We start from the raw sequence: 24,485 nt of genomic DNA on the forward strand, positions 1-24,485 counted from the left end.
AATCGGAACGCGTCATAAGCAAGTTCCAATTCGATAGTAGGCGTGGCGCGCGGGTACTGGTCCAATAGATGATTAGCCCTTCCGTGGCGAGCCGGGTGCGTGCCGCTGCCCTCTGGCACAGGCCGAAACGCCGCGAGCGGACGGGTCTCCACTGTCTGTATGAACCATCATGTCCAGCCCCACATCCAACCCTGCCGTGTCGCGACTGCCGACGCGTCCCGATTCCGCACGCGTCACGCGGATCGCCGATGACGCACAGGCGCTCGCAGCCTCCCGCACACTTGCCGGCGTGTTCGCGTCGGGCGCAGCCGAACGTGACCGCAATCGCGTGTTGCCGTGGACCGAACTCGATCTATGGTCGCAAAGCGGTCTCGGCGCGATTACCGTGCCGCGCGAATATGGCGGCGCCGGCGTGTCGTTCGCGACGCTCGCCGAAGTCTTCGTGAATCTCTGCGCGGCCGATCCGGCGCTGGGGCAGATTCCGCAGAACCATTTCGGCGTGCTGGGCGTGCTGCGCGAAGTCGGCACCCCGGCGCAGAAAGAGCGCCTGTACGGCGAAGTGCTGGCGGGCCACCGGCTTGGCAATGCCGGCCCGGAACGTCGCTCGGCCGCGGCCGCAACGATCCTGCAGGGCTCGACGCGTCTGCGCACCACGCCGGACGGCTTGCGTCTGGACGGCAAGCGGTTCTACTCGACCGGCGCACTGTTCGCACACCGTGTCCCGACGCGCGCAGCCGACGACGAAGGACGCGCCGTGCAGGTCTGGGTGCCGCGCGATGCGCCGGGCCTCACCGTGGTCGACGACTGGAGCTCCTTCGGCCAGCGCACCACGGCGAGCGGCACCGTGACCTTCGAGAACGTGCCGGTCGATCCGCAGGACGTGCTGCCGATCTGGCAACTGGCCGACCGTCCCGGTCTGTTCGGCCCGGTCTCGCAACTGCTCCAGGCGGCGATCGACCAGGGTATTGCGCAGGCCGCCGTCGCCGACGCGCTCGCCTTCGTGCGCGAACGCGCGCGGCCGTGGGTCGATTCGGGCCTCGAACACGCAACCGACGACCCGTACATCATCGCCGATGTCGGCCGTCTGGAGATCGACCTGCATGCAGCGCATGAAGTGCTGCTGGAAACCGGCCGTACGCTGGATGCCATCGCGGCCCAGCCGATCGATGCCGAGGCCAGCGCACGAGCTTCCGTCGCCGTTGCCGAGGCAAAGGTGCTGACCACGCGCATCGCGCTCGAAGCAAGCGAAAAGCTGTTCGAGCTGGCCGGTTCCGCGTCGACTCGCGCCGTCCACAATCTCGACCGCCATTGGCGCAACGCCCGCACCCATACACTGCATGACCCGGTGCGCTGGAAACTGCATCTGCTTGGCAACTATCACCTGAATCAGGTGCTTCCCGCGCGGCACTCGTGGAACTGAAACATGACTATCGATCTTTCTCCCGCAGCTAGCGGCAGCGCCGCGCCGGCCGCGCTGCCTCGCGAACTGCGTTCGCTACCCACCCCCGATCTGATCGCAGACGACGCGCAGGCGCTTCTCGCCGCACGGCGTCTCGCCGAGGCGTTTGCACCAGACGCCGCGCTGCGCGATCGCGAACGGCGGCTTCCGTGGGCCGAGCTCGACGCGTTCGTGGCGAGCGGCCTGTGGGGCATCACCGTGCCGCGCGAATTCGGCGGCGCGGGTGTGAGCAACGGCACGCTCGCCGAAGTCACCGCGACGATCGCCGTGGCCGACGGCTCGCTCGGCCAGATCCCGCAAAACCATTTCTATGCACTGGAGGTGTTGCGCGTCGGCGGCAGTGTTGAACAGCAGCGCTTTTTCTACGGACGCGTACTCGCCGGCGAGCGTTTCGGCAACGCGCTCGCCGAAATCGGCCACAAGGATTTCAAACGCCGCACACGGCTCACGCGCGAGGCGGCCGGCTGGCATATCGACGGCCGGAAGTTCTATTGCACGGGCGCGCTTTACGCCCACTGGATTCCCACGCTGGTCGTGGCCGAAGAGCAGGGCCGCGACGTCACCTATCTGGCGTTCGTGCCGCGCGACACGCCGGGCGTTACCGTAACGGACGACTGGGATGGTTTCGGCCAGCGCGTCACCGGCAGCGGTTCGGTGCAGTTCGATCACGTGCGGGTCGAGCCCGAATGGATCGTGCCGTTTCAGGCGTCGTTCGAGCGCCCCACGACGATCGGACCGCTTGCGCAGATCATTCACGCGGCGATCGATCTGGGTCAGGCGCGTGGCGCGTTCGAAGCCGGCCTGAAGTTCGTGCGGGAGCGCTCGCGCCCGTGGATCGACGCGAAGGTGGAACGTGCCGCCGACGATCCGCTGACCATTGCGCAGTTCGGCGACATTTCGGTGCGGCTGCGCGCGGCAGAAGCGTTGCTGCGCCGCGCGGGCCGCTTCGTCGACGCGGCGCAGGCGCAGCTCACCGAGCAATCGGTGGCGCAGGCGTCGATCGCCGTGGCCGAGGCGCGCGCGCTCACCACCACCGCGTCGCTGGATGCCGGCTCGCGTCTGTTCGAACTCGCCGGCACCGCCGCGACGCTCGACGGTCTCGGCCTCGACCGCTTCTGGCGCAATGCCCGCACTCATACGCTGCATGACCCGGTGCGCTGGAAGTATCACGCCGTGGGCAACTTCTACCTCAACGACAAGCTGCCGCCGCGGCATGGAGCCTTGTGATGGCGAAAAAACAGATCCTGCTCAACGCGTTCAACATGAACTGCGTGGGCCACATCAACCACGGTTTGTGGACGCATCCGCGCGACCGTTCGAGCGACTATCGGCTGCTGCCGTACTGGACCAATCTCGCGCGTACGCTGGAGCGCGGACTGTTCGACGGGCTCTTTCTCGCCGATATCGTCGGCGTGTACGACGTCTATCAGCACAACGTGGACGTGACGTTGCGCGAGTCGATCCAACTGCCCGTCAACGATCCCACGCTGCTGGTGTCGGCAATGGCCGCCGTGACCGAGCACCTTGGTTTCGGCGTGACGGTCAATCTCACCTACGAGCAGCCGTATCTTCTCGCGCGCCGCTTTTCGACGCTGGATCATCTGACGCAAGGCCGTGTGGGCTGGAATATCGTCACGGGATACCTCGACAGCGCGGCACGCGCAATGGGGCTCAGCGAGCAACTCCCGCACGACGAACGATACGACCGCGCGGACGAATACCTGGAGGTTCTCTACAAGCTGTGGGAAGGCAGCTGGGAGCAGGGCGCGGTGCTGCGCGACAAGGCGGGGCGCGTCTATGCGGACCCGGCTAAGGTTCATCAGGTGCGGCACGCGGGCCGGTACTACAACGTCGAAGGCTATCACCTCGCCGAGCCGTCGCCGCAACGCACGCCGGTGCTGTTCCAGGCCGGCAGTTCCGGGCGCGGCCAGCGTTTTGGGGCGCGTCATGCCGAGTGCGTGTTCATCTCGCCGCCGAACCGGCAGGTCGCGCGCGAGACCGTGCGCACGTTGCGCGAGCAACTGGTGCAGGCCGGCCGCCAGCCCGACGACGTCAAGGTATTCGTCGGCGCGGCGGTGGTTGCGGGCGCAACCGAACAACAGGCCCGCGAGAAATACGCGGACTATCTGCAATACGCGAGCCGCGAAGCGGGCCTCGCGCACTTCGCGGCCAGCACGGGCATCGATTACTCGCAATACGATCTCGACGCCCCCGTGGACTACGCGCCCGGCAACGCAATCGAATCGGCCACGCGCACGGCCAAACAGCACGGCTGGACACGCCGCAAGCTGCTGGAGATGTTCGAACTCGGCGGCCGCTATCCGGCCATTGTCGGCAGCGCGGCTCAGGTGGCCGACGAACTGCAGGCATGGATCGAGGAAACGGGCGTCGACGGCTTCAATCTGAGCCGCACGGTGGTCCCGGAAAGCTACGAGGATTTCATCGATCTGGTCGTGCCGGAATTGCAGAATCGCGGCCTCTACAAGACTGCTTATGCCGACGGTACGCTGCGCCACAAGCTGTTCGGGCAGGGCGATCAGTTACCGGCACGGCATGCGGCAGCAAGCTTCAGACAGCACACCGCGGAGGCGGTATGAACACACACACCATCAGCATGGCCCAACGTTCGTCACAGGAGCAGCACGTATGAGTCTCGATATCTTCTGGTTTTTGCCGACCTCGGGCGATACGCGCTATCTCGGCAAGTCCGATTTCGGCCGGCCGCCCACCAACGAATATATGCGTCAGATCGCGGTCACGGCCGAGAATCTGGGCTATGACGGTTTGCTGATTCCGACCGGCAGCAGCTGTCAGGATCCGTGGGTGACCGCCGCGAGCCTCGTGCCGGTGACACAGCGCATCAAACTTCTGGTCGCGTTGCGCACCTCGGTCAGCGGCCCGACCGCCGCCGCCCGCCAGGCCGCCACGCTCGACCAGGCGTTGCATGGACGCCTGCTGCTCAACGTGGTGCCAGGCGGCGACGCCACCGAACTTGCCGCCGACGGCGTATTTCTCCCGCACGACGAGCGCTATGCGGCAGCCGATGAGTTCCTCACCGTCTGGCGCGATCTGCTTGCCGGCGAGACGGTGGACTTCAAGGGCAAATACGTTCACGTGGAGCAGGCGCGCAACTTTCATCCGCCTGTGCAGCAGCCCGCGCCGGCGCTGTATTTCGGCGGGTCGTCGCCGGCCGCGCATGAGCTGGCGGCCAAGCATGTGGACGCCTATCTGACGTGGGGCGAACCGCCCGCCGCCGTAGCCGAAAAATTCGCCGATGTGCAGCGGCGCGCGGCCGCCCACGGCCGCAAGCTGCGACTCGGGGTGCGTCTGCATGTGATCGTGCGCGAGACCAATGAGGAAGCATGGGCCGAAGCCGACCGCCTCATCAGCAAGCTCGACGACGATGACATCCGCCGTGCGCAGGAGAACTATGCGCGCATGGATTCGGTCGGACAGCGCCGGATGGCGGAACTGCACGGCGGGCGCCGCGACAAGCTGGAGATCAGCCCGAACCTGTGGGCCGGCGTCGGTCTGGTGCGCGGCGGGGCCGGCACGGCTCTGGTCGGCGATGCGCAGACGGTCGCCGCGCGGCTGCAGGAATACGTCGACGCGGGCGCGGATAGCTTCGTGCTGTCCGGCTATCCGCATCTCGAGGAGTCGATCCGTTTTGCGGAACTCGTGTTCCCGCTGTTGCCCGGCAAGAAACCGGTCACCTTGCGCGATCAGGTTCTGACGGGCGGCGCCTTCGATGTGCGGGCAAACGCCGGCGCGAGCAAAGAAAGTGAAGCTCGACCCAAGGCGCACGTGTAAAGCAGTCGAAGAGGGCGTGAGTTAGTGCACCGGAATCCCGCGAAGGCGCGGGATTCCGGCAACCGCATCAAGCAGCCGCATATAGCAACCGCATATAGCAACCGCATATAGCAACCGCATATAGCAACCGCATATAGCAACCGCATATAGCAACCGCGCTATCGCTCCTACTCGACCCGGCCGAGGCCGAAACGGCGATAAGCCAGGCGCGCGGCGAAGTCGAGCAGAAACCCGAGCGCACCGATAACCAGAATCACCGCAGTCAGCTCGGAATACGCGAGGCGGTCGCGGGTATCGAGAATCAGATAGCCCAGGCCTGAGCTCACGCCGAGCATTTCCGCCGGCACCAGCACGATCCACAGAATACCGATGGCAAGCCGCACGCCGGTCAGCACATGCGCGGCGATGCCGGGCACATACACATGCCAGAGCATTTCGCCGCGCGTGGCCGCGAGACTTTCGCCGAGCTGCAACCAGCGCTTGTCGATGTGCGCGACGCCGGCGGCGGTGCTCATCATCAGTGGCCACACGGCGGCGAACGCCAGCAGGAAATACACCGCGCGGTCGCCGACGCCGAGCGACATCACGGCGATCGGCATCCACGACAGCGGCGAGATCATGCGCAAAAATTGAAGCGTGGGCGACAAGGCCGTATCGAGCGCTTTCACGCGGCCGATCAGAAAACCGAGCGGCACGCCGACCAGCAACGCCCACAGCAGACCGATGGCGATGCGCCGCAGGCTCGTGACGATGTGGACGGCGAGACGATCGTCGGTGATCAGCGCCGGCAGCGTTTCGAACGCGCGGGCCGGCGAAAACTGCGCGGCGAGCGTGCCGGGCGCGGCGAAAACGGCGACCGCCAGCCACCATATCGCGACGATGCCCACGAGGCCTCCCAGCCCGAGTGCGGCGCGACCCAGCCAGCCCGACGATACGGCGCCGTTCGCGCGCGCGGCTGGGTTGACGGCAGGCGCGGGAGCAGGGCGCGTCGACAGGCTAGACAACGATCGTCTCCGTGCGCGAAAACCCTTCCGGCAAACCAAACGCCTGCATCCCGCCAACTGACTTGATGCTGTTTTTCACGAAACGGTCGTCCACCAGGTCGCGCGCGACGAATGCCGGATCGAGTTGACCCAGGAACTGCGCATTGCCTTCGAGCTGGGTCGTTTTCAGGCGGCGAACCAGCTCTTCCGTATAGGCAGGATAGGGATATGGCTGGAAATCGATCCGCTTCGCGTGCCAGTCCGCATGGATGATCGCGCGATCGGCCAGATAGCGGCCCTGATCGCCGGGCGCAGGGGCCAGCACTTCGGTCAATACGGCGGCCGTGTGCGGCGTGTAATGGTTCTGGCCGGTTTTCGACAGCAGCTGCGCGGCCTCTTGCGGATGAGCGCGCGTCCACAACTGCGCCTTCACCACCGAATCGACCACCTTCTGCGACCACGCGGCGCGTTCGGTCAGATCCCGCTCGTGCATGAACACGACGCAGCATGCATGGTTCTTCCAGACGTCGCCGGTAAAGCGCAGCACCTTGCCGATTTTTAGCCCTTCGGCCGCCGCATTGAACGGCTCGGCGACGATAAACCCGGCGATCTGTTTCGACGCCAGCGCCGGCGGCATGTCCGACGGCGCCATGACGATGAGTCTCACTTCGTTCGGCTTGAGCTCGCCGTCTTTCTTCAAGACGGGCACGAGTCCCTGCGTGCGCAACATGTCCTGTACGACGACGTTATGGATCGAGTACCAGAAGGGCACCGCCACTGTTTTTCCGCCGAGGTCCGCGACCTTGTCGATGTCGGGCGACACGGTCAGCGCCGAGCCATTGACGTGATTCCACGCGACCACCTTCGCCGGCGCCTGGCTGCCGTAGCGCGCCCAGATCGTCATCGGCGCGAGCAGGTGCACTACGTTGACCTGACCCGACAGAAACGCTTCGACCAGTTGCGCCCAGCTGCGCAGCAGCGTCGGCTTCTCGACGGCCAGGCCGGCCGCTTCGAAATAGCCGTTGTTATGGGCGACCAGTAAAGGCGTGGCGTCGGTGATCGGCAGATAGCCGATGCGCACGGGTGCGTTCGGGTCCGTGGCGGCTCGCGCGTTGAGCGCGCCAAGCAACGGCGCGGCGCCGGCGACGGTGAACATCGAAGCGAGCTTGAGCCACTCGCGGCGGGACATCGGAAGCTGGCACATGCGTTTTTTGCCTTCTTTCTATATGGGGGCGGTGAGGGCCGCGCGCGACATCGAATCGCGCAGCGCCTGAAGAATCCGGATGCGCAACGCGCCGAGCGCCTCGAGGTGCATCTCGCGCGGCGACGGGACATCCACGGTCAGTTGCAGGATCAGCTTGCCGCGATTGCCCAGCACCACGATGCGATTGGAGACGAGCAACGCCTCGTCGATATCGTGTGTGACGAGGAGGGTCGCGGCGTCCGTCTCGCGTACCACGTCCACGAGTAGCTGTTGCATCTCGGCACGCGTGACTTCGTCGAGCGCGCCGAATGGTTCGTCCAGCAGCAGCGTGCGCGGTTTGCGGGCCAGGCAGCGCGCGAGCGCCGCGCGCTGCGCCATGCCGCCGGACAACTGGCGCGGCGCGTAGTGACGGGCATGCGCCAGCCCAACCTGGTTCAAAGCCGTGGTGACGCGCTCGCGCCGCGTGCCACGCGACAATTCCGGCTGACGTGAAAAGCCGAGCCCGAACGCCACGTTCTTTTCGACCGACAGCCACGGCAGCAGACACGGATCCTGAAACGCCAGCGCGACGTCGGGCCGCGGACCGCGCAGGGCGACTCCGTCCACCGCGACGTAGCCGGATTCGGCTTGCTGCAGTCCGGCGACGATACGCAGCAACGTCGACTTTCCGCAGCCGCTCGGTCCCAGCACGGAAACGAGTTCTCCGGCGCGCACGCTGAGATCGATACCGTCCAGCACGCGACGCCCCGCGTAGCTGAGTCCGACTTCGCGCACCTCCACGCGCGCCGCGCTCGTGCTGATGGCGTTGCTCATGCGGCCCTGGTCCGTTGATGCTGTGCCAACTGGTTTTTCAGCTGCACGATGCTCGGCGTGACGATCGGCACGAAGGCCGCTTCACGCGTGCGCCGTGCGGTGCCGCCCTGTTCTCGCAGATAGCCGCGTCCGCCCGCGGTCACGACTTCGAGGCGCACGGCGCGATCGACCGCGGCCGCGAGGCCGATCCGCACTTCGAACAGCGCGGCAGGCGCCGAAACGAAGGTGCCGTGTTGAACACCGTCGAATAGCCGGTTTGTCAGCGCGTCGAGTTCGTGTGCGAGCGGGGCGACTTCGTCCTCCACGGCCGCGCGGGCCGGCGCGCTGCTTTCATTGATTGCGGCAAGCGCACGGCGGGCGAGACCGATCGACAATCCGCATTGAAAACCCAGAAACGCCGGGCGCACGCGCGCAAGAAAGGCGGGCGCGTCGGCGGTGATCTGCCAGCTTGCGTCGAGCGCGGCGCGCTCCACCGTGAGGGCTGCTGTGTTGCTCGAACGCAGGGCAATCAGGTCGAGATCGTCGCTGCGTACGACACCCGCTGCGTCGTGGGGAATCGCGAAGATCGAAGGCGGTGCGCCGTCGCTGTGATCGAACGCGGCGGCGGCAAGGAAACCCTCGCGGCGCAGGTTCGTGATCCACGGCAGCTTGCCGTTGAGCGTCCAGCCCGCGGCGACTCCGTGGATGGAGCGGGGTGTCGCATTCATCTGCAGAGGCTCGATGTTCGACAGATACTTCATCGCGTTCGAGAGGCCCGTTGCGCCGGCCAGTTCGCCGCGCAACAACGCGGGCAGCCAGCGCGCGCGCAGCGCTTCGTTCGGGCTCTGCAGCAGATATTCGATGAACGTGCGCTGACCCCAGAACACGAATGCCGCCGTCAGCGAATGGGCGGCAACGCTGGTGATGGCTTCGATCGCGTCGACCGCCGTGCCGTCCAGACCGCCTTCATGCGCCGGCACGCCGATCCGGAAAAGATCCGCGCGCCCGAGCCGCGGCAGGATCTCGTGCGCCAGATCTTGCCTGGTGTCGATAGCCTCGGCGTTAGCGTCGAGCCATGTTGCGAGATCCGGTGCTGTGGTAGTCAGCGGCTGTGGTTTCATGCGGCGTGCGCGCCCGCTTCCCAGCGATAGGCGGCTAGTTGTGGATTGAGTTCGTTCTGCGCGAGATTGTTGGCGAAATTGCACAGCGTGGCAAGACTCACGCCGAGCACGACTTCGAGTGCGTTCGCGTCGCTGAATCCCGCTGCGCGGAACGCGGCGAGTGCGTCGTCGGGCACGGCGCCGCGTGTGGCGATCACCGCGCGCGTGAAGATCGCGACTGCATTCAGACGAGGGTCGGGCAGCGGTTGTTGCTGCTCGCGGATCGCTTCGACCAGTTGCGGATCGAGTTGAGCTTTTTTCAATGCAACAGCCGTATGCCCTGCAACACAGAACCCGCAGCCGTGTATGCCGGCCGCCGTGATCTGCACTGTCTCGCGTTCGGCGAGCGTAAGGCCGCTGCGGCCGTTGATTTCGGCGACCGTCAGGTATGTTTCGAGCGCGGTCGGCGCATTCGCCAGCGAAGCGACGAGGTTCGGCAGGAAGCCGTTGGCCGCCTGTGCGCGTTCGAGGTAAGGGCGGCTCGCTTCGGGCGCGCTTTCGAGGGTATGCAGCGGTAGACGGCTCATGTCGATTCATTCCTCACAGATAGGCGTTCATTGTGGCTGCGGGATTGTGTCCGCACAATGCGCGGCTGTCTGCGATTTCTGCGAGTTTGTCTTGCCGATGACGGAGTGCGGCAGAGTGTCGCGCTTAATGCAGCGCGGCGGCGCCGGCGGCTGATGCGTGCGTCTCGATGGAATCGTGCGCGGTGCAGGCGCGTCGCCATGCGCCGGGTTGAACGCCCGTCACACGCTTGAATGCCTGGGAGAAGGCAGACTCGGACTGGTAGCCGACCCGCTCGGCCGCGTCCGGCGTACGCGCGCCGCTTCTGAGCATCGCCGCGGCCAGCTTCATCCGGATCAGCGTGACGAATTGCGCGGGCGGTTGCCCGGCAATGTCGACGAACTGCTTGCAGAAGCGCGCCCGCGACATGTGGACGAACTGCGCCATTGTCCCGGTTGTCCAGCGTTCGCCCGGTGATTCGATAATCGCGGTTACGAGCGGCGCGAATTCCGCCCGGCGCATCAGCGACCAGAAACACGGGACGATTTCGTCCCGGGCGCCCAACGCCCGCAGCGCGTAGACGAACAGCAGATCGGTGAGACGCGCGATGAGCGGCGAGGGCGTTTGCGCATCGCGCAGCGCTTCGACGCGGATCAGGTCGAAAATGGCGCGCGCGCCGTCGAGGGACGGGTTGTTGCGCCGCGCGACGATATGGTCGGGCAGCAGGCTGAGCAGCATGTCGTCGAGCGCCGAGTTGAACTCGAAGAATCCGCATGCAATGCCGACGCTGCCGGTCGCCGTAGCTGGCGCGGTTGGCGAAGTTGTTGGCGCAGCGGGCGACGGAGCCAGCGGCGACATGGTGCCGAAACGTGCGCTCTCGTGGCCGCTCGCGGGCGGACGGGAGTCGGGGGAAAGACAATGCGGCATGTCGCGCAGCAGGAACACGGCGTCACCGCTGGATAGGCGCAGGCTGTGTGCTTCGCGTTCCGCGCTGGCGGGAAGATGCAGCCAGCATTCACCGTGCAGCACGACGTGGAAGCTCGCGCGCCGACGTCCGGCCGTGGACGCCTGCCATGTTCCGCAATACTGGCCGACGTGAAAAACCGTGCTCTTCAGTTCGAGGCTGGAGAGCAGCCAGTCGGCTAGCTTGTCGGGATTTTGCGGCATGACTTCCAAAGGGTAATGGCGGATGCGTGGGGCTGCACGCTGGCTCATTACGTTAGCGGACTCGCGCGTGGGGGCAACCAATATTTTGTTCTTAGCTTATGGGGTGGTGGCCGGGCGTGTGGATGTTTGATTTGACATAAGATAAATTATCAACAGAACTGGTATGTTTGGAACTGTTGCGCTCGGTCAAGTTTCTGGCGGTTTTCCGAGCAAAATCTGTCCCCATTAATGGTAACTTCGCCCGTTGCGTATTTTTGCGGGTGATCCCAGTGTTTCAGCAATTACTCGGCGCCGCGGTTCCGTCGGCGCTTCGTGGTCCGGTGCTGGTCGACGATGTTGGGCTGCCGCGTTATTGGGCTGCAGTCTGGTCGGCAATGACGGCTTCGCAACTGGCGGATTCCACCCACACAAAGAAGCTGCGATATCTGGAGGATCTTTATCAACATGCAGACCGTCTCCTTGGCCCGAATGCGCTGGATGATGCGCTGGCTGAACTCGACGACGGCGCGCTGGCCCAGATTCTCGAATCGTGGTTCGTCTCCATCCGAAATCAGCCGGCGGTGACCGGCGCCGACGAAAAGCGCTGGCAAGCCGGGCTTGGCTTCGTGACGACGGTCGTGACCTGGTTGTCAAAGAGTCAGGTCGCCGACGAACGGCTGCAGCGCATCGAACAGCGACTGCACAGGCTTTCCACGCTTTACAGCCAGCTCCACGTTCGCAGGGACAATTCGGTGGAGACGGTTCGCTCGTTGCCGGCGAGTACCGTCGAGGCGCTGTATGCGCTGCTTGACCCGGAATCTCCTCAAAATCCTTTTGAACGTGACAAGACACGCTGGCGCGTCTTCGTCGCATTTGTGTTGATGCTGCACCAGGGTTTGCGACGCGGCGAAGTGCTGCTGCTTGCGGCCGATGCCGTGAAAAGCGCCTACGACCACAAGCAACTGCGAACGCGGTACTGGCTCAATGTGCAGGAAAACGAGTATGCAACCACGGAGGGCGACTCCCGCTATTCGAAGCCCAGCATCAAAAATGTGCATTCGATTCGGCAGGTGCCAGTCAGCGAACTGACTGCCAGCCTGGTGCAACGCTATGTCGAAAACTATCGGGGTCGACCCGATCACTCGTTCCTGTTGAACTCACAGACCGATGCACCGTTGTCGACCGAGACACTGACCAAAGTATTTGCGCAGATGTCGCGCTGCTTGCCGGTCGAGGTGCTGACAGAACTGAAGGACCGAACTGGCAAGGACGCAGTGACGCCTCACGATCTGCGCCACACGTGTGCCGTAGTCCGGCTCCGTCAATTGCTGGAGCAAGGCGACGCGATGGATGAAGCCCTCCAGAAGCTACGGACGTTCTTCGGCTGGTCCAAGGCATCGACCATGCCGTCCCGGTATGCGCGGGCTGTGTTTGAGGATCGATTGACGGGTGTATGGAATGACGCCTTCGACGACCGGGTCGCACTTCTTCGTGCCTTGCCCAGGAGCATCTGATATGGGCAAGTCACCAATCCAGTCGGACCTGTTCCCCGAGCGGTTTCCTGCCGATGACGTTATTGGTCAGATTGTGGCGGCGCTACCAATGCTGCCACCGGTCATCCGCTATTACGATGACTTCGATGATGTGCAGCATTCGATCCGGGATCCAGCTGGTCGAGCGGTCTTTGAACTGGCAATCAACGGCAGGATAATCAGGATCGACTTTACGCGCTTTGCGGACACTCACGCCCTGCTGTTGAAGCACGTCTTCCTGTTCCTGCTCGGTGAAAATCTAAACGTATCGACCGCGGCAAACTACCTGATTGCAGCTCCCCATCTGGCGCTCGGCGATGTCATTGACATTGTTCGCGCTGGTCCCATCGGCATTACGGCTGTCTGGACCAGACTACGGGTGCGCGAGATGACCCTGTCGGCTTATATCCTGGTGAAAGCGCTGTTGCGACTCCTGTGTCGCCATCGATTGCGAGGCTGGTCTGATACCTACGACGCCTACATTACCACCGCCCTTCCCTTGCCTGCCCGCGACGCTTACGCGGGCGTGCGCTCGGGTGATGTGTTCCTGGGCGCGGAAGAAGAAGCAGCCGTTGTGCGTCATCTGGATGAAATGGTTGTGGCCCTTGCGTCCATGGTGGCCACGGCCCCATCGAACGAGGATATTTGCGACGCAGGGATGTTGCTGTGCGCCTACCAGTTCGCCATGCGCCCGATCCAGATTGCAATGCTGGGCATGCGAAATGTTCGCATCTGGCAGGACACACCGGATGGACCGCCGACGGTTCATCTGACCTTCCACATGGCCAAGCAGCAAAGCAACTCGAAAAGAAAACCGCTCACACGTCGGGTCAAACGTGAGTGGGCTCCGCTCTTCGCCTCGCTCCATGCGCAACGAAAGACGGAGGGTGTCACGGGTGCCGCTCGATTCTTTACGGTCGGATCGAGCTACGAAGCGGGATCACGAATTGCCGTGCTCGTCAGAAAACTGATCGGCTCTGATGACCTCGGTACGGCCACGGATCTGCGGCATACGGCGGCCCAACGACTCGTCGACGCCGGCGCGAGTCACGAAGAGCTAGCCGAGTTTCTGGGCCATTCGCATATACAGACGGGGCTGGTGTACTACGAGACATCGGCCACTCATGCGGAACGGGTGAACCGGGCGCTCGGCGCGTCGGATATATACCGGCGCGTGGCGAAAATTGCCCACGACCGGTTCATCCTCCCGGAAGAGCTCACCCTTCTTAAAGGTGAACAACAGATCGCCGGTGTGCCTCACGGCATTCCGATTGCCGGAATTGGTGGCTGCACATCTGGCCAGCCGGCCTGCCCCTATAACCCGGTCACGTCGTGCTATGGATGCGGGAAGTTCATGCCCTTGCACGACAAGGTAATGCATGAGTGTGTGCTGGCTGCGATGCGTGAAGTGGTGACGTTCTTCGACCAGAGTTCGCGCGGCAATACCAGGTCGCCGGCCTATCTGCAGTTGCAGCGCACGATCGCTGAGATACAGACGGTCATCGAAGAACTGGAAGGCAACGACCGATGAACCCACACTACTCCGCGTTCATCGAGCTGGGTAAAACGCTGGTCCGCGAGAAAGGCCTGTCATGGAACATGCTTCTCGACGAACAAGGCGTCGCGCGCGACAGTGTTGGCTGGAACCTTACCGCCATGGCTGGCGATGTTCCACCGCCGCTACATTATCTGCGTGACCTCGGGTGTGACGCGAAGGCGCTGGCGATCGTCAATGCCGAGCGTGTCGAGCGTGACCTGACGCCTCTCGGCAAGCGCCCGCTATCTGCCGCCTGGCAGGACCTCATCAAGGCCGCGGTCGTCGAGCAGTTGCTGTTCAAACGGCACACCGCAGGGTATGTCTCGCAAAGCATCGCCCGGCCGCTGCGTGTGATCGCTACATGCGTGGACAAGGAACCGTGGCAACTGATCGCGGACGATCTGCGTCTGGCGGTCCATGTCGGCAAGGCGATCCAGGCCACGGGAAAGCTGGGGGACCTGGTGGCCGGCATCGTCAAGGTAGTGTTCGACGCCCGGCACATCTGCGATGCCGGACAGATGTACTCGTCGCTCGCCATTCCCCGCATGAAAATGAAAAGCGCGATCAAGGCAAAGCACACCTGGTCGCAGGACGAGTTACTCACCGATCTGGAGGCCCGCAAGCGTGAGGAGCGGTTGCCGGAGCGTCGGGCGTTCTGGGAGCTGACCCGTATCGTGATGACCGAAAAGCCGCGTACGTTCATGGACGATCTGCGGTTCGCCGCAGTACGCGCGATGATCGTGACTGGATTCCGCATTGGTGAAGCTGCCCTGCTACCGGTTGACTGGAGGCGGGAACGATCCTATCTGGACGCGAAGGGGCGGCCTGCGGGCGAATCCGGTGGCATCTCTACGTCGCTGATGGTTCGCCACTTTGCGGAAAAGCAGCAGGAGGACGAGTCGGCCAGTCGCTTCCTGCGCGAAGAAACACAACCTGTGCCAGATATGTTCCGTGGCCTGTTGACTGAGACGCTTGACCATGTCGCAAAGCTCACGGAGCCGCTACGTGCGACGCTGAAGCTCCAGTGCGAAGCCGGTCGGCTACTTCCGTGGTATGAGGCCCATGACCTGGTGCCCTTCACCGAGGTATATACACATCTGATGGGCAACCCGTTCTGGCTGGAAATTGAACGGGAGCCGTTCATCGAACGCTACCGGGATAGCTTCGACCCATCGGTACTGATCGATCTGCACATCCATCAAAGGTGGAAACAGCAGTCAGGTGCGCTTACGCTTGACATGGCGGTATATCAGTTCGGCAAGCGCCTGCTGGACAAAATGCGTAGCGAACAGATCGCATTGCGCTTCCGACGTGCTGATGGCAAGGTCATCGGAGTCCGGGAGCGCATGGGCTGGCATAACACCTATCTGCACGTCGGCGAACTTGAAAGTCATGTCCGCTCCACGACGCCGACCAAGGTCTCCGATACAACGCCGCTGCCACTTGCAGTCGGGGTGGTTCAACCATGGGAGTTTCTGTTCGTTCAGCCGAAGCGCTCGCTTGCTGAAGAACGGAACGACGGGCTCTGCGACGTGAACCGCTTCATGGCGGTCAGCCGCCCGGATCCGCGCTTTATTGGCGTCGGCCTTGGTTACGACAAGGGAGTGCCATCGTTGTTCGAGAAGTATGGAGAGACCGCCGAAGACAGGGCTTTGAAATTGGAGCCACACATGCTGCGCCATCTGCAAAACACCGAACTGTTCCGCCTGGGCGTGGCCGATACGATCATCTCGAAGCGCTTCAACCGGCGCAGCATCGCACAGAGTTACGAGTACGACCATCGCAGTCTTGCAGAAGACCTCGACCAGATCCAAATCCCGCAGGACATCGAGGTCATGCTCGGCGAGAAGGCCAGCACGGTTGCCCGGCTCATCAAGGGCGGCAAGGCCAACGGCCCGATCGTTGATGCGTTCCGGCGCATTCAGGCAACGGAGGGCGACGCCGCCGCGTACGATTACCTTCGCGCCGAAGCGGACGGCTTCCATGCCACGCCGTACGGGCACTGCCTGAATTCGTTCACGGTTGACCCCTGCCCCAAACACCTCGAATGCTTCGCGGATTGCCGCCACCTCTCGGCGACCGATCTGCCGGAGAACCGGCAGAACCTGATCCAGCTCGAGGGCAAGTTCAAGCTCGCGCTGGAAACGATCAAGGCCAGGCCATCGACTAGCATTGGCTGGAAGAACCAGCTTGATCACGCGGAAAAGCGGCTTGCCGGCGTCCAGAAGTTTCTTGCAACACCATCGGGCAAACGTCCCTTCCCTGACGGCGTTGACCTGTCACTGCCGCGGCAACGTGGAGTACTTGATGACTGAACCGAACGGGTCCGGCAACGACGCAATGCGCGAGATTCTCGAAGCGTTGCTCGCCGATGATGAAGACATTACAGCTCGCGCTGTCGCGCGCCTGCACCCGTCCATCAACGCAGCATCGTCAATTACGCGCAGCGAAGCGCGGAGCACGTTGCTCGCTGAATATCGGCAGCGGCAGGCCGCATACCGCCGCTGGCGCGGCCGCGTTGGTAAACGGTCTGGCGCCGACACCGCAGCGTCGCTCACCGACAAGGACATCCGGATTGCAGAACTCGAAGCCACTGTGCAACTGCTGACGGCTTCACACCTTGCAATGTTGCGCGCGGTCGGCGAACTGGGTGGCTTCAGCAAATGGGCCAGATTCTATGAACAGTATCGCGATGCACGCGACAAACTTGCGAAGCTTGGCGCGATACCGGAGGCGGCAATATCTCCAATGCCGGAAGAAAGCCCGAAGCGCCGTGGAGATAGACGGCGGCGTTGACTGTCTGGGTGACGTGATAGTGTTTGCATGATCGCTACAGCCACGAAATGGCTGCGGTTCGGCGGCGGAAGCCGCCTCTCTCCCGAAAGGAGCACGAAATGTCTTACCCACCCTGCTTCCAGACATTACACGATGAGCCCGGCCCCGTCGGATACCTCGGGCGAGGTACGCATTATTCTGTTTTACGCGTACCGACGTGGCACGACGACCTGATGAACCAGATTCAGTACGGCAGGTTCCTCGACTTCGCAATTATCTGGGACGAAGATCACGACGACCGGGTGCTCGACGCGATTCTGATCATGTACCTCACTGGCCTGCTTGCACCGGTGCGATTCATCGGCGAACGCAAAGGCGTGCTCTCAGTGCTGCTTGCACCCGCAACCGTCAAGACTTGGGACGATGACACGTTCCAGCGATATTGCGAGGACGTCGCCGACGTATGCGCCCATCTTGATGATCCGTGGACAGCAGAAATCAATAGCATGGATAGCACACAGCATTCGATCATCCAGGCGCCTGCTGAAAACGTCGCGACCTATCTGAAGAACATCGACATGCTGTGGCAGCTCGGAACGCGGTCTACCCTTCCTGCCTAGGCAGCACGGATTCGCAACAACATCCGATCATGCGATGCCACGACCGGCCGCCGTTGTTGCGCAGTCGCACGCCCAACCGCGCAACAGACGGTGCACGTCGGTGATGCAACAGCCCTTCAGCGAATAGCGGCGCCTGTGGATAACTTCCCCGCTATAAATAAAGGGAAGAGTTGAAGAACAAACCTTCGCAACACGATGCCCGAGGTGCCAAGAATCAACAAATTGTCTGTCAGAGCTTTTTAGTAATGTCTGGTTCTGGCTCATTAGAAATGTCCAGTTTCCTGCTCCGGGCCGGCTGCTGCGGCGCATGCAGCAGCAACCCAGCCAGCCCGGAAACGGCATGCGCGAACTCGACCTTGTGTGAACTCGGCGCACACGCTTTGAAGGTCTTATACCAAAGCAAAAGTGGCCCGGTGAAGTGGCCAGCCATGTGTCGATCCGGTGATCGTGCGATTGTGAAACCGCACCTGTATCACTAAAGATGCGCGCATCGTGGATTGATATCTTGGACGGACTGGGACGTGTCTGAAAACCTGTGAATCGGTCAACCGTGGCAAGCGTTTCATTGGCGACTATCTGAACCGTTGCAACCAGAAACAGCCCCATTCGAGTCTGTCCGATCAGGCACCGGATGAGGCGTACTTCGCGACACTGCCAGCGATTAAATCGGCAGCTTGATGACCCCGGACGCTGCCACTTATTAACTCGATCCGACTGTCTGACCGAACGGGGCCACCTCTTTCACCGGGAGCTGAATGATGCATGAAATGAAAAATGTCTTAGCGGGAGCCGTCTTCGTGGGGTCCGCCCTGAGTCTCACGACGGCTCATGCACAGGACGTCAAGGACAACGACGCGCCGTACGTGCCAACAGCATGTTCTGCGCATGTCACCGAAGCGCCTTCGAACGTCGCAGACGATCAAAATATTGATCCGGCAGTCCGCCAGTTCCTGTTGCCACTTAATAAAGATCCAAGCCCGTTCTGGGAACAGCCTCAACCCAAACCCCAGGAGGTACTTACCGGCCTGCAGAATAAGACTCCCGTCGATATGTCGGGCGTGACGATCTCGGAGAAATCGCTGACCGTCGACGGACGCACCATAAAGTTGTTCATCATGAAACCCAACCATATGGCTGCGCATCCCGGCGTCATCCTCTTTCTCCACGGTGCTGTCTGGCTTGCCGGCAACTTCGAGAATCATAAGCGGCTGGTGCGCGACCTCGTCGTTGAATCCGGCCAGCCGGCCGTGTTCCCGGAAATTACAAATCTCCCGGAAGGAAAGTTTCCGGTGCCACTGAACCAGGCTTACGCGACACTCGAGTGGGTAAGCTCACATGCATCCGAGTTCGGCGCTGATCCACGGCGTATCGCGGTGGCCGGCAACTCGGTTGGCGGTAATATGACCGCAGCCCTAAACCTGATGGACAAGGACCGAAACGGACCAAAGATCAGCTATCAAGTGTTGCTTTGGCCGGCAACCAATGCGGGAGTCGATACTTGCTCTTACCAGGAATATGCGAATAACCGTTTCTTGAGCAGATCTTTTATGCAGTACGGCTGGGATCACTATGCGCCGACCGAGAAAGAACGGGAGAACCCGTACGTCTCACCTTTGCGCGCCAGTACGGCTGAGTTGCAGGGACTTCCGCCAACCCTGGTCATCACCGAGGAAAATGACGTGCTCCGGGACGAAGGCGAAGCTTACGCGCATCGCCTCCAGGACGCGGGCGTGTCAACGGTGTTCGTGCGCTATAACGGAACCATTCACGATTTCGCCCTGCTCAATGGGCTGAGGGATCTGCCAGCCACCAAGGCTGCTATCCGGCAGATCGCGGATGGCATCCGCGAACACATTGGCAAGTAAGGAACGGCTGCTGAAGGCGGGCTTGCCCGCCTTCACATCGCTTATCGCCAGCACGGCCCGCAAAGACGGGCATGCCAGGGGGCAAATAAGCGGTGATGCCGGGAAGTTCGAGAGCGGCCATGCGCCGTTCCCGATGTAGCGAACAAGCTTTAGCCATTGACCCTGCGGGTAGCGCAGCGTTTTTCAGACTGCAAAGTGTTGCGCAATCAATCAGGCTCGCGAGCATCGATCTCGACTACCCGAACGAACGCTGATGCAGCCGGCGTATTAACCACACCCATCAACCACACCCGTCGTCGAGAACGGACGCCAGGATCATTGCGTCGGCATTGCGCGGCGCCCGGCCGCAGGCGCGTGGCTTGTACACCGCGTCGCCGCGACGAATCGGCTGCCTGCTCATCGCGCAGACGCCCTCGGTGTAGGCCCGCGACGCGCACCAGACCTGGTCGCCATAGCAACAGCGGGTCGAGTCGCGCCAGGAGATCGTCGCCGTCGTCGGCGACGGCCGGTCGATCAGGCTTACCGTGACGGTGTGAAGCGACGTGCCGTAAACATGGCGCGCCCCGTTGCCTCCATTCAGCCAACTATCACGGCCTTTCGGCCCGCCCGCAGGCGCGGACAACAAGCCAATGGTTTGCATCCACGGATCGATGATGTTTGCGTTTGCCAGCATGGCGCGACTCCTGTTGAAGCGTTACCTGATCGAACGGCTTTTCTATTCGGTCTAGCGCCGCGAGTCGCGGCATTCATCGACTACTTCGCCGTGTACATGGGCCATCACAAGGGGTTCGTCGGCTTCGCGGCAGTCGTCGATAGACAATGAATCGCCGGCATGCGTCAGAAACGCCTTGCTGATCGCGAGAAATGAATGGACGTGCTCATCGAGCGGCATTCGCTTTCATCCTCCAGCAGCAAGGGGTCTCGCCGACAAAGCGCTTGAACACAGTCGTGAAATGCGCTTGCGAGCGAAAGCCGCAGCTCAGCGCGACATCGACGACGTTGTGCTTCGAGCTCAGCAACAGATGCTGTGCGTGTTCGATCCGGCGGCGCAGCAGGTATTCATGCGGACGCAAGCCCGTCGCGCGCCGGAACTGTGCGGCGAAATGCATGCGGGTGAGGCCGGCACTCGCGGCAATGTCGGCAAGGCCGATCGTCTCGGACAGATGCGCGTCGATGTACTCGACCACACGGTTCATGCGCCACTGCGGCAGCGCCGCCCCTTCGCGGTTCTGCGCGTTCGATACAGTGAATTGACGCGCGACAATGCGCGACACGATGGCGAGACTGACACTTTCAGTAAAAACCTTGCCCAACGCGGCGTCGCTGGTCTGTGAAACGGCCAGCGCCTGACCAAGCCGGTCGAGTGTGGGATCACGCACGAGCTTCGGGTCGCCAAGCACGATGTCGCCCGCATGTGGATGCTGAAACAGGTCTTCGTAGCACTCCGCGAGAACTTGCTGCGACGCGAACAGATGCAGCACATCGACGGACGATTCGAAGACGGCACTGACGGGTACGGCGGGCGCTGTAACCTGGACCACACCCGCAGTCAGCCGCCCTTGCGTGAGCCTGCGGCCCGCGTGATTGAAGGTCAGCGACACGCATTTCAGAGCCAGGCCGATGCAGTGATCGGACTCGTTGCCGTGATTGACCACTTCGACCGGTGTGGTGATGTTGCGCGTCCAGCGCGACACCAGCACATTGTCGTGCTGCCGGTGCGGCTGCGCGTGATGCGCGCGTGGGCTGCGCCATTGATGCTCGGCGTCGATTGGGCCGGCGATGCCTGGCGAAGCGATGTCGGCACCGGTTTCAGGATACGAGAGCAGCGAGCGCATGATATGTCCGTCCGATAGAGTGATCTTCCTGCGGTCAAAACACCGGCACCGCGATGACTCAAAGTTAATCAAACGGAGCCCACGTGCCTAGCCGTACAGACGGTTGCCTACGGCGTCGAATGGGTGGGTCAACCTATATGAAGGTTTAATGCGGACGAGAATGCGCAGGTGCAAAAACGCGCGACGGCCCACGGGGGGCGTCAAATTGCGAGGGATTCGAGGGATTGCAGGGAAAAGCGAACGGCGATGTGATTGTCGCCGTTCGGGGGTAAAGATACCCGTGCGGGTTCAGTCGTGCTGAACGCGCGGTGGCGTAGGGGTGCTTTTTGGCGATTTGACGCCGAGCGCTTCCGCCTTTAGCACGAAGTCGGCAAGCGAGCGCGACTCCATCTTCTTCATTGCCTGTCCGCGGTGAATCTTCACCGTGATTTCGCTCAGGTTCATTTCGCCGGCAATCTGCTTGTTCATCAAGCCTCCCGCGACAAAGGCCATCACTTCGCGCTCGCGCGGCGTGAGCGACCCGTAGCGGCGGCGCAGATCCGCGACCGAGCGATCCACTTCGCGCCGTTCTTCGTCCTTGCCGAGAGCAGTCGCCACGGCGTCCAGCATGTCCTGGTCGCGAAACGGCTTGGAGAGAAAGTCCGTCGCGCCGGCCTTCATCGCCTTGACCGTCATGGCAATGTCGCCATGCGCGGTCATGAAAATAATCGGCACGCGCAATTCGCCTGCCGCAATCTGTTCCTGCACGGCAAGACCGCTCTGCCCTTTGAGCCGCACATCCAGAATCAGACAGCTCGGCACATCCGGCTTCTGGAACGCAAGAAATTCCTGTGCGGCCGCGAACGCTTCAACCCGCAAGCCGACCGAGCGTAGCAACATGCTGACCGCTTCACGCATCGACTCATCGTCGTCGATGATATAGACGATCGAGTGACTCGCCGCGTTGCCCGGTTCACTGCTCACGGCAGATTTCCTCATCGAGCGGCAGAGTGAACTGCAGCACAGCCCCCCTTCCCTCTTCCGATTCCGCCCAGATCCGGCCACCGTGCGCCTCGACAATCGAGCGGCAGATCGACAATCCCATTCCCATGCCTTCCGCCTTGGTCGTAAAGAATGCGTTGAAAAGCCGCCCGGCGTTCTCTGCGCTGATGCCGGTGCCGGAGTCTTCTACGAGGACTTGCGCATGTCGCGCATCGAAGCGGTGCGTGCGGATCCACAGTTTCCGCGGCCGCCCCGTGATGCCCGACATCGCCTGCATGCCGTTCATTATCAGGTTGATGATGACCTGCTGCAACTGCACACGGTCGGCACACACTTGCAGTGGCGGACATGCGTAGTCGGCATCCACTTCGACGCGGTGCCCATCCAGTTCGCGGCGCACCAGTTCGATGGAGTCTCTTACTATGCCGTTCAGATCGAGCATAGTATGACTCGGATCGCGCTTTTGCGCCATCGAGCGTATCTGGCGAATCACATCGCTCGCGTGCCTGGCGTCGCGGATCATCTGGTTAATCGACTGCCCGACTTCCTTCAGGTCGGGCTGCGGACGGTTCAGCCAGCGCTGGGCAGCGTCGCCGCACGTGACGATCGCCGCAAGCGGCTGCGTTACCTCGTGCGCGATCGTCGCCGCCAGTTCGCCGAGCATCGTCACGCGCGTCACGCGCGCGAGTTCGGCTGTCGAGCGGTCGAGTGCTTCCTGCGACACCCGCCGTTCCGTCACGTCCATCAGCGCGCCGACGTACTCGGGATGGGCCGACTGCGGTGCTGCAAGACGCGCGACGTAATGCACGTATTTGATGCGTCCATCGGGCATCGCGAGACGATGTTCGACATCGACGATGGGCGCACCCGCGAGGCTCTGATGATAAGCGTGCCTGACGAGCGCGATGTCTTCGGGATGCGAGCGCTCGAGGATCAGGTGGAAACCGGGTGTGACGAGCTTCGAATAGCCGAAGATCTGATACGTTTCGTCAGACCACCACATCTCGCCCTCTGGCAGTTTCGTCGCAATGGTGCCGGTGCGGCTCAGGCGCTGTGCGTCGGACAGGAACGCTTCGCTGCGCGCGAGCGCCTGCTCCGCCTGCTTGCGTTCTTCGATATCCGTGTTCACGCCGTACCAGCGCAAAATATTGTCGCCCTTATCGCGCAGCGGTTCCGCGCCGATATGCATCCATCGGTACACCCCGTCGCTGCGCCGGATGCGCGAGACGTTTTCGAACGGCGCGCCCGTTGCAATGGCTTCGTGCCAGGCGTGCTGTACGGCGGCGTAGTCGTCGGGATGAACGATCGAGCGCCAGATGTCGCCGCCATTTTCGGCAAGCGTCACGCCCAGTTCGTTCCAGCGCCGGTTGATGAAGCTCAGGCGCCCGTCGCTCGACGAACTCCAGACCATGCCCGGAATCGTATCGATGGTCGCGCGCAATTCGTCCTTCTGGCGCTGCAACTCGCCTTCCATCTGCTTGCGGACGGTGACGTCGTTGTTAGTGGCGAGCACGGCGCGCGGTTTGCCCTTCGCATCGCGCCACAGCGCCATGCGGCTCGAAATGACGACGGCGGTGCCGTCATTGCGCACGCGCTGCAATTCGCCATGCCAACGGCCAGAACGCAACATCTCGATACGAATCTCGTCGAGCGGAACAGACGAGTGTGTTTGCGTCAACTCATGAATCGACTGGCCGATCGCCTGCTGCGCGGTCCATCCGTAGACCTCTTCCGCGCCGTGATTCCAGAACGTGATCAGATCATTCATGTCGTACACGACGATTGCGTCGTGCGTCAGATCAAGCAACTGCACCTGCTCTCGCAGCGTCGCGGTGTTCTTCTGATTGCGCGACGCCAGCACCGACGTCGTGGCGATGGCGAGCAGGCTGACGGCACAGCGCGCAATCGCGCCGACCGAGTAATGCTCGTCATGCGACATAAAAAACGCGATCACCGTGAGCGCCACGCAGCTCCATGCGGTGAGGATCGTAGCGAGCCGCGACGTTGTCGATGAGACAAGCAGCACCACGACGACATACAGCACTGCAATGGCGATATCGAGTGGCGTGAACGCGTCGATCAGGAATACGATCAGCGCGATGGCACCCGCGAGAGCGAACAGCACGCGCGCGTCATGCCGCATTGGTTGGTCGGCGCGTGAGCGGAATATCATGATGTCGATTGAGCGCGCCGCGCGGGAACGGGGCAGACGAAACGGCGCGATGTTGGCATAGGCATTCGAGGCAAACGTTCGTTGACGAGTACCGGAAGCCTGTGTGGTG

The 24,485-nt window shown here is 62.4% G+C and carries 22 protein-coding genes; 10 read left to right on the forward strand and 12 right to left on the reverse strand.

The features are described from left to right. Nucleotides 1–169 precede the first annotated feature (169 nt). From PDMSB3_RS27310 to ssuD, 4 genes are read left to right on the forward strand one after another with little or no spacing between them, the layout of a single operon-like run. Nucleotides 170–1,420: an SfnB family sulfur acquisition oxidoreductase gene (locus PDMSB3_RS27310; protein ID WP_007177144.1), complete on the forward strand. Its 1,251-nt coding sequence runs from the start codon at nt 170–172 to the stop codon at nt 1,418–1,420. A 3-nt stretch (nt 1,421–1,423) separates the two neighbouring features. Continuing rightward, the gene (locus tag PDMSB3_RS27315; RefSeq protein WP_165188339.1) at nt 1,424–2,686 is read left to right on the forward strand and encodes an SfnB family sulfur acquisition oxidoreductase; all 1,263 of its coding nucleotides are present in this window, start codon (nt 1,424–1,426) and stop codon (nt 2,684–2,686) included. Beyond that, nucleotides 2,686–4,056 (forward strand): LLM class flavin-dependent oxidoreductase, encoded by a 1,371-nt coding sequence (locus PDMSB3_RS27320; protein WP_007177146.1) that lies wholly within the window; start codon nt 2,686–2,688, stop codon nt 4,054–4,056. Before PDMSB3_RS27315 ends, PDMSB3_RS27320 begins: the two co-directional genes overlap by 1 nt. A gap of 49 nt (nt 4,057–4,105) precedes the next feature. Then, nucleotides 4,106–5,269, forward strand: a complete 1,164-nt coding sequence (gene ssuD / locus PDMSB3_RS27325; RefSeq protein WP_007177147.1) for an FMNH2-dependent alkanesulfonate monooxygenase — start codon at nt 4,106–4,108, stop codon at nt 5,267–5,269. A gap of 167 nt (nt 5,270–5,436) precedes the next feature. Here ssuD and PDMSB3_RS27330 read toward each other — a convergent pair whose 3' ends face one another. The 6 genes from PDMSB3_RS27330 to PDMSB3_RS27355 all read right to left on the reverse strand — a co-directional run bounded on the left by PDMSB3_RS27330 (nt 5,437) and on the right by PDMSB3_RS27355 (nt 11,079). Beyond that, the gene (locus PDMSB3_RS27330) at nt 5,437–6,273 is read right to left on the reverse strand and encodes an ABC transporter permease (protein WP_007177148.1); all 837 of its coding nucleotides are present in this window, start codon (nt 6,271–6,273) and stop codon (nt 5,437–5,439) included. Beyond that, nucleotides 6,266–7,456, reverse strand: coding sequence for an ABC transporter substrate-binding protein (locus PDMSB3_RS27335; protein WP_007177149.1), 1,191 nt, complete (start codon nt 7,454–7,456; stop codon nt 6,266–6,268). Before PDMSB3_RS27335 ends, PDMSB3_RS27330 begins: the two co-directional genes overlap by 8 nt. Nucleotides 7,457–7,474: 18 nt before the next feature. After that, the gene (locus PDMSB3_RS27340) at nt 7,475–8,269 is read right to left on the reverse strand and encodes an ABC transporter ATP-binding protein (RefSeq protein ID WP_007177150.1); all 795 of its coding nucleotides are present in this window, start codon (nt 8,267–8,269) and stop codon (nt 7,475–7,477) included. Then, the gene (locus PDMSB3_RS27345; RefSeq protein WP_165188341.1) at nt 8,266–9,369 is read right to left on the reverse strand and encodes an acyl-CoA dehydrogenase family protein; all 1,104 of its coding nucleotides are present in this window, start codon (nt 9,367–9,369) and stop codon (nt 8,266–8,268) included. The genes PDMSB3_RS27340 and PDMSB3_RS27345 overlap by 4 nt, the downstream gene beginning before the upstream one ends. Continuing rightward, nucleotides 9,366–9,935: a carboxymuconolactone decarboxylase family protein gene (locus PDMSB3_RS27350; protein WP_007177152.1), complete on the reverse strand. Its 570-nt coding sequence runs from the start codon at nt 9,933–9,935 to the stop codon at nt 9,366–9,368. Before PDMSB3_RS27350 ends, PDMSB3_RS27345 begins: the two co-directional genes overlap by 4 nt. Before the next feature lie 124 nt (nt 9,936–10,059). Beyond that, a complete protein-coding gene (locus PDMSB3_RS27355; RefSeq protein ID WP_035517178.1) occupies nt 10,060–11,079 on the reverse strand; it encodes an AraC family transcriptional regulator in 1,020 nt (339 codons plus the stop codon). Nucleotides 11,080–11,246: 167 nt separating this feature from the next. On the opposite strand from PDMSB3_RS27355, the gene PDMSB3_RS27360 reads away from it, so the two are divergent. The 5 genes from PDMSB3_RS27360 to PDMSB3_RS27380 all read left to right on the forward strand — a co-directional run bounded on the left by PDMSB3_RS27360 (nt 11,247) and on the right by PDMSB3_RS27380 (nt 17,522). After that, nucleotides 11,247–12,572, forward strand: coding sequence for a site-specific integrase (locus tag PDMSB3_RS27360; protein ID WP_232064159.1), 1,326 nt, complete (start codon nt 11,247–11,249; stop codon nt 12,570–12,572). A 1-nt stretch (nt 12,573) separates the two neighbouring features. Beyond that, complete coding sequence (locus PDMSB3_RS27365) at nt 12,574–14,121, forward strand: site-specific integrase (RefSeq protein ID WP_165185992.1); 1,548 nt, start codon at nt 12,574–12,576, stop codon at nt 14,119–14,121. After that, the gene (locus tag PDMSB3_RS27370; RefSeq protein WP_165185990.1) at nt 14,118–16,442 is read left to right on the forward strand and encodes a hypothetical protein; all 2,325 of its coding nucleotides are present in this window, start codon (nt 14,118–14,120) and stop codon (nt 16,440–16,442) included. The genes PDMSB3_RS27365 and PDMSB3_RS27370 overlap by 4 nt, the downstream gene beginning before the upstream one ends. Then, nucleotides 16,435–16,923 carry a hypothetical protein gene (locus PDMSB3_RS27375; RefSeq protein ID WP_165185987.1) on the forward strand — a complete coding sequence of 163 codons (489 nt, stop codon included), beginning with the start codon at nt 16,435–16,437 and terminating at the stop codon, nt 16,921–16,923. The genes PDMSB3_RS27370 and PDMSB3_RS27375 overlap by 8 nt, the downstream gene beginning before the upstream one ends. A 98-nt stretch (nt 16,924–17,021) precedes the next feature. Then, the gene (locus PDMSB3_RS27380) at nt 17,022–17,522 is read left to right on the forward strand and encodes a hypothetical protein (protein WP_165185985.1); all 501 of its coding nucleotides are present in this window, start codon (nt 17,022–17,024) and stop codon (nt 17,520–17,522) included. 229 nt (nt 17,523–17,751) lie between these two features. On the opposite strand, the gene PDMSB3_RS27385 is transcribed toward PDMSB3_RS27380, so the two are convergent. Beyond that, nucleotides 17,752–17,952 (reverse strand): hypothetical protein, encoded by a 201-nt coding sequence (locus PDMSB3_RS27385; RefSeq protein WP_007177154.1) that lies wholly within the window; start codon nt 17,950–17,952, stop codon nt 17,752–17,754. A gap of 337 nt (nt 17,953–18,289) precedes the next feature. Here PDMSB3_RS27385 and PDMSB3_RS27390 point away from each other — a divergent pair, with 337 nt between their 5' ends. Next, nucleotides 18,290–19,387, forward strand: a complete 1,098-nt coding sequence (locus tag PDMSB3_RS27390; protein ID WP_157187699.1) for an alpha/beta hydrolase — start codon at nt 18,290–18,292, stop codon at nt 19,385–19,387. A gap of 280 nt (nt 19,388–19,667) precedes the next feature. Here PDMSB3_RS27390 and PDMSB3_RS27395 read toward each other — a convergent pair whose 3' ends face one another. The 5 genes from PDMSB3_RS27395 to PDMSB3_RS27415 form a co-directional block, all read right to left on the reverse strand. Next, on the reverse strand, nt 19,668–20,060 hold the full coding sequence (locus PDMSB3_RS27395) for a DUF3331 domain-containing protein (RefSeq protein ID WP_007177156.1): 393 nt from the start codon (nt 20,058–20,060) through the stop codon (nt 19,668–19,670). A 51-nt stretch (nt 20,061–20,111) separates the two neighbouring features. Continuing rightward, nucleotides 20,112–20,279: a hypothetical protein gene (locus PDMSB3_RS27400; RefSeq protein WP_007177157.1), complete on the reverse strand. Its 168-nt coding sequence runs from the start codon at nt 20,277–20,279 to the stop codon at nt 20,112–20,114. Then, nucleotides 20,266–21,222 carry a helix-turn-helix domain-containing protein gene (locus tag PDMSB3_RS27405; RefSeq protein WP_007177158.1) on the reverse strand — a complete coding sequence of 319 codons (957 nt, stop codon included), beginning with the start codon at nt 21,220–21,222 and terminating at the stop codon, nt 20,266–20,268. Before PDMSB3_RS27405 ends, PDMSB3_RS27400 begins: the two co-directional genes overlap by 14 nt. Nucleotides 21,223–21,510: 288 nt before the next feature. After that, a complete protein-coding gene (locus PDMSB3_RS27410; protein WP_405044805.1) occupies nt 21,511–22,200 on the reverse strand; it encodes a response regulator transcription factor in 690 nt (229 codons plus the stop codon). Next, nucleotides 22,175–24,376 carry a PAS domain-containing sensor histidine kinase gene (locus PDMSB3_RS27415; RefSeq protein WP_165188343.1) on the reverse strand — a complete coding sequence of 734 codons (2,202 nt, stop codon included), beginning with the start codon at nt 24,374–24,376 and terminating at the stop codon, nt 22,175–22,177. Before PDMSB3_RS27415 ends, PDMSB3_RS27410 begins: the two co-directional genes overlap by 26 nt. Between the last annotated feature and the right edge of the window lie 109 nt (nt 24,377–24,485).

Origin of the sequence: Paraburkholderia dioscoreae, from assembly GCF_902459535.1 — a bacterium.
GTDB classification, from domain to species: Bacteria; Pseudomonadota; Gammaproteobacteria; order Burkholderiales; family Burkholderiaceae; genus Paraburkholderia; species Paraburkholderia dioscoreae.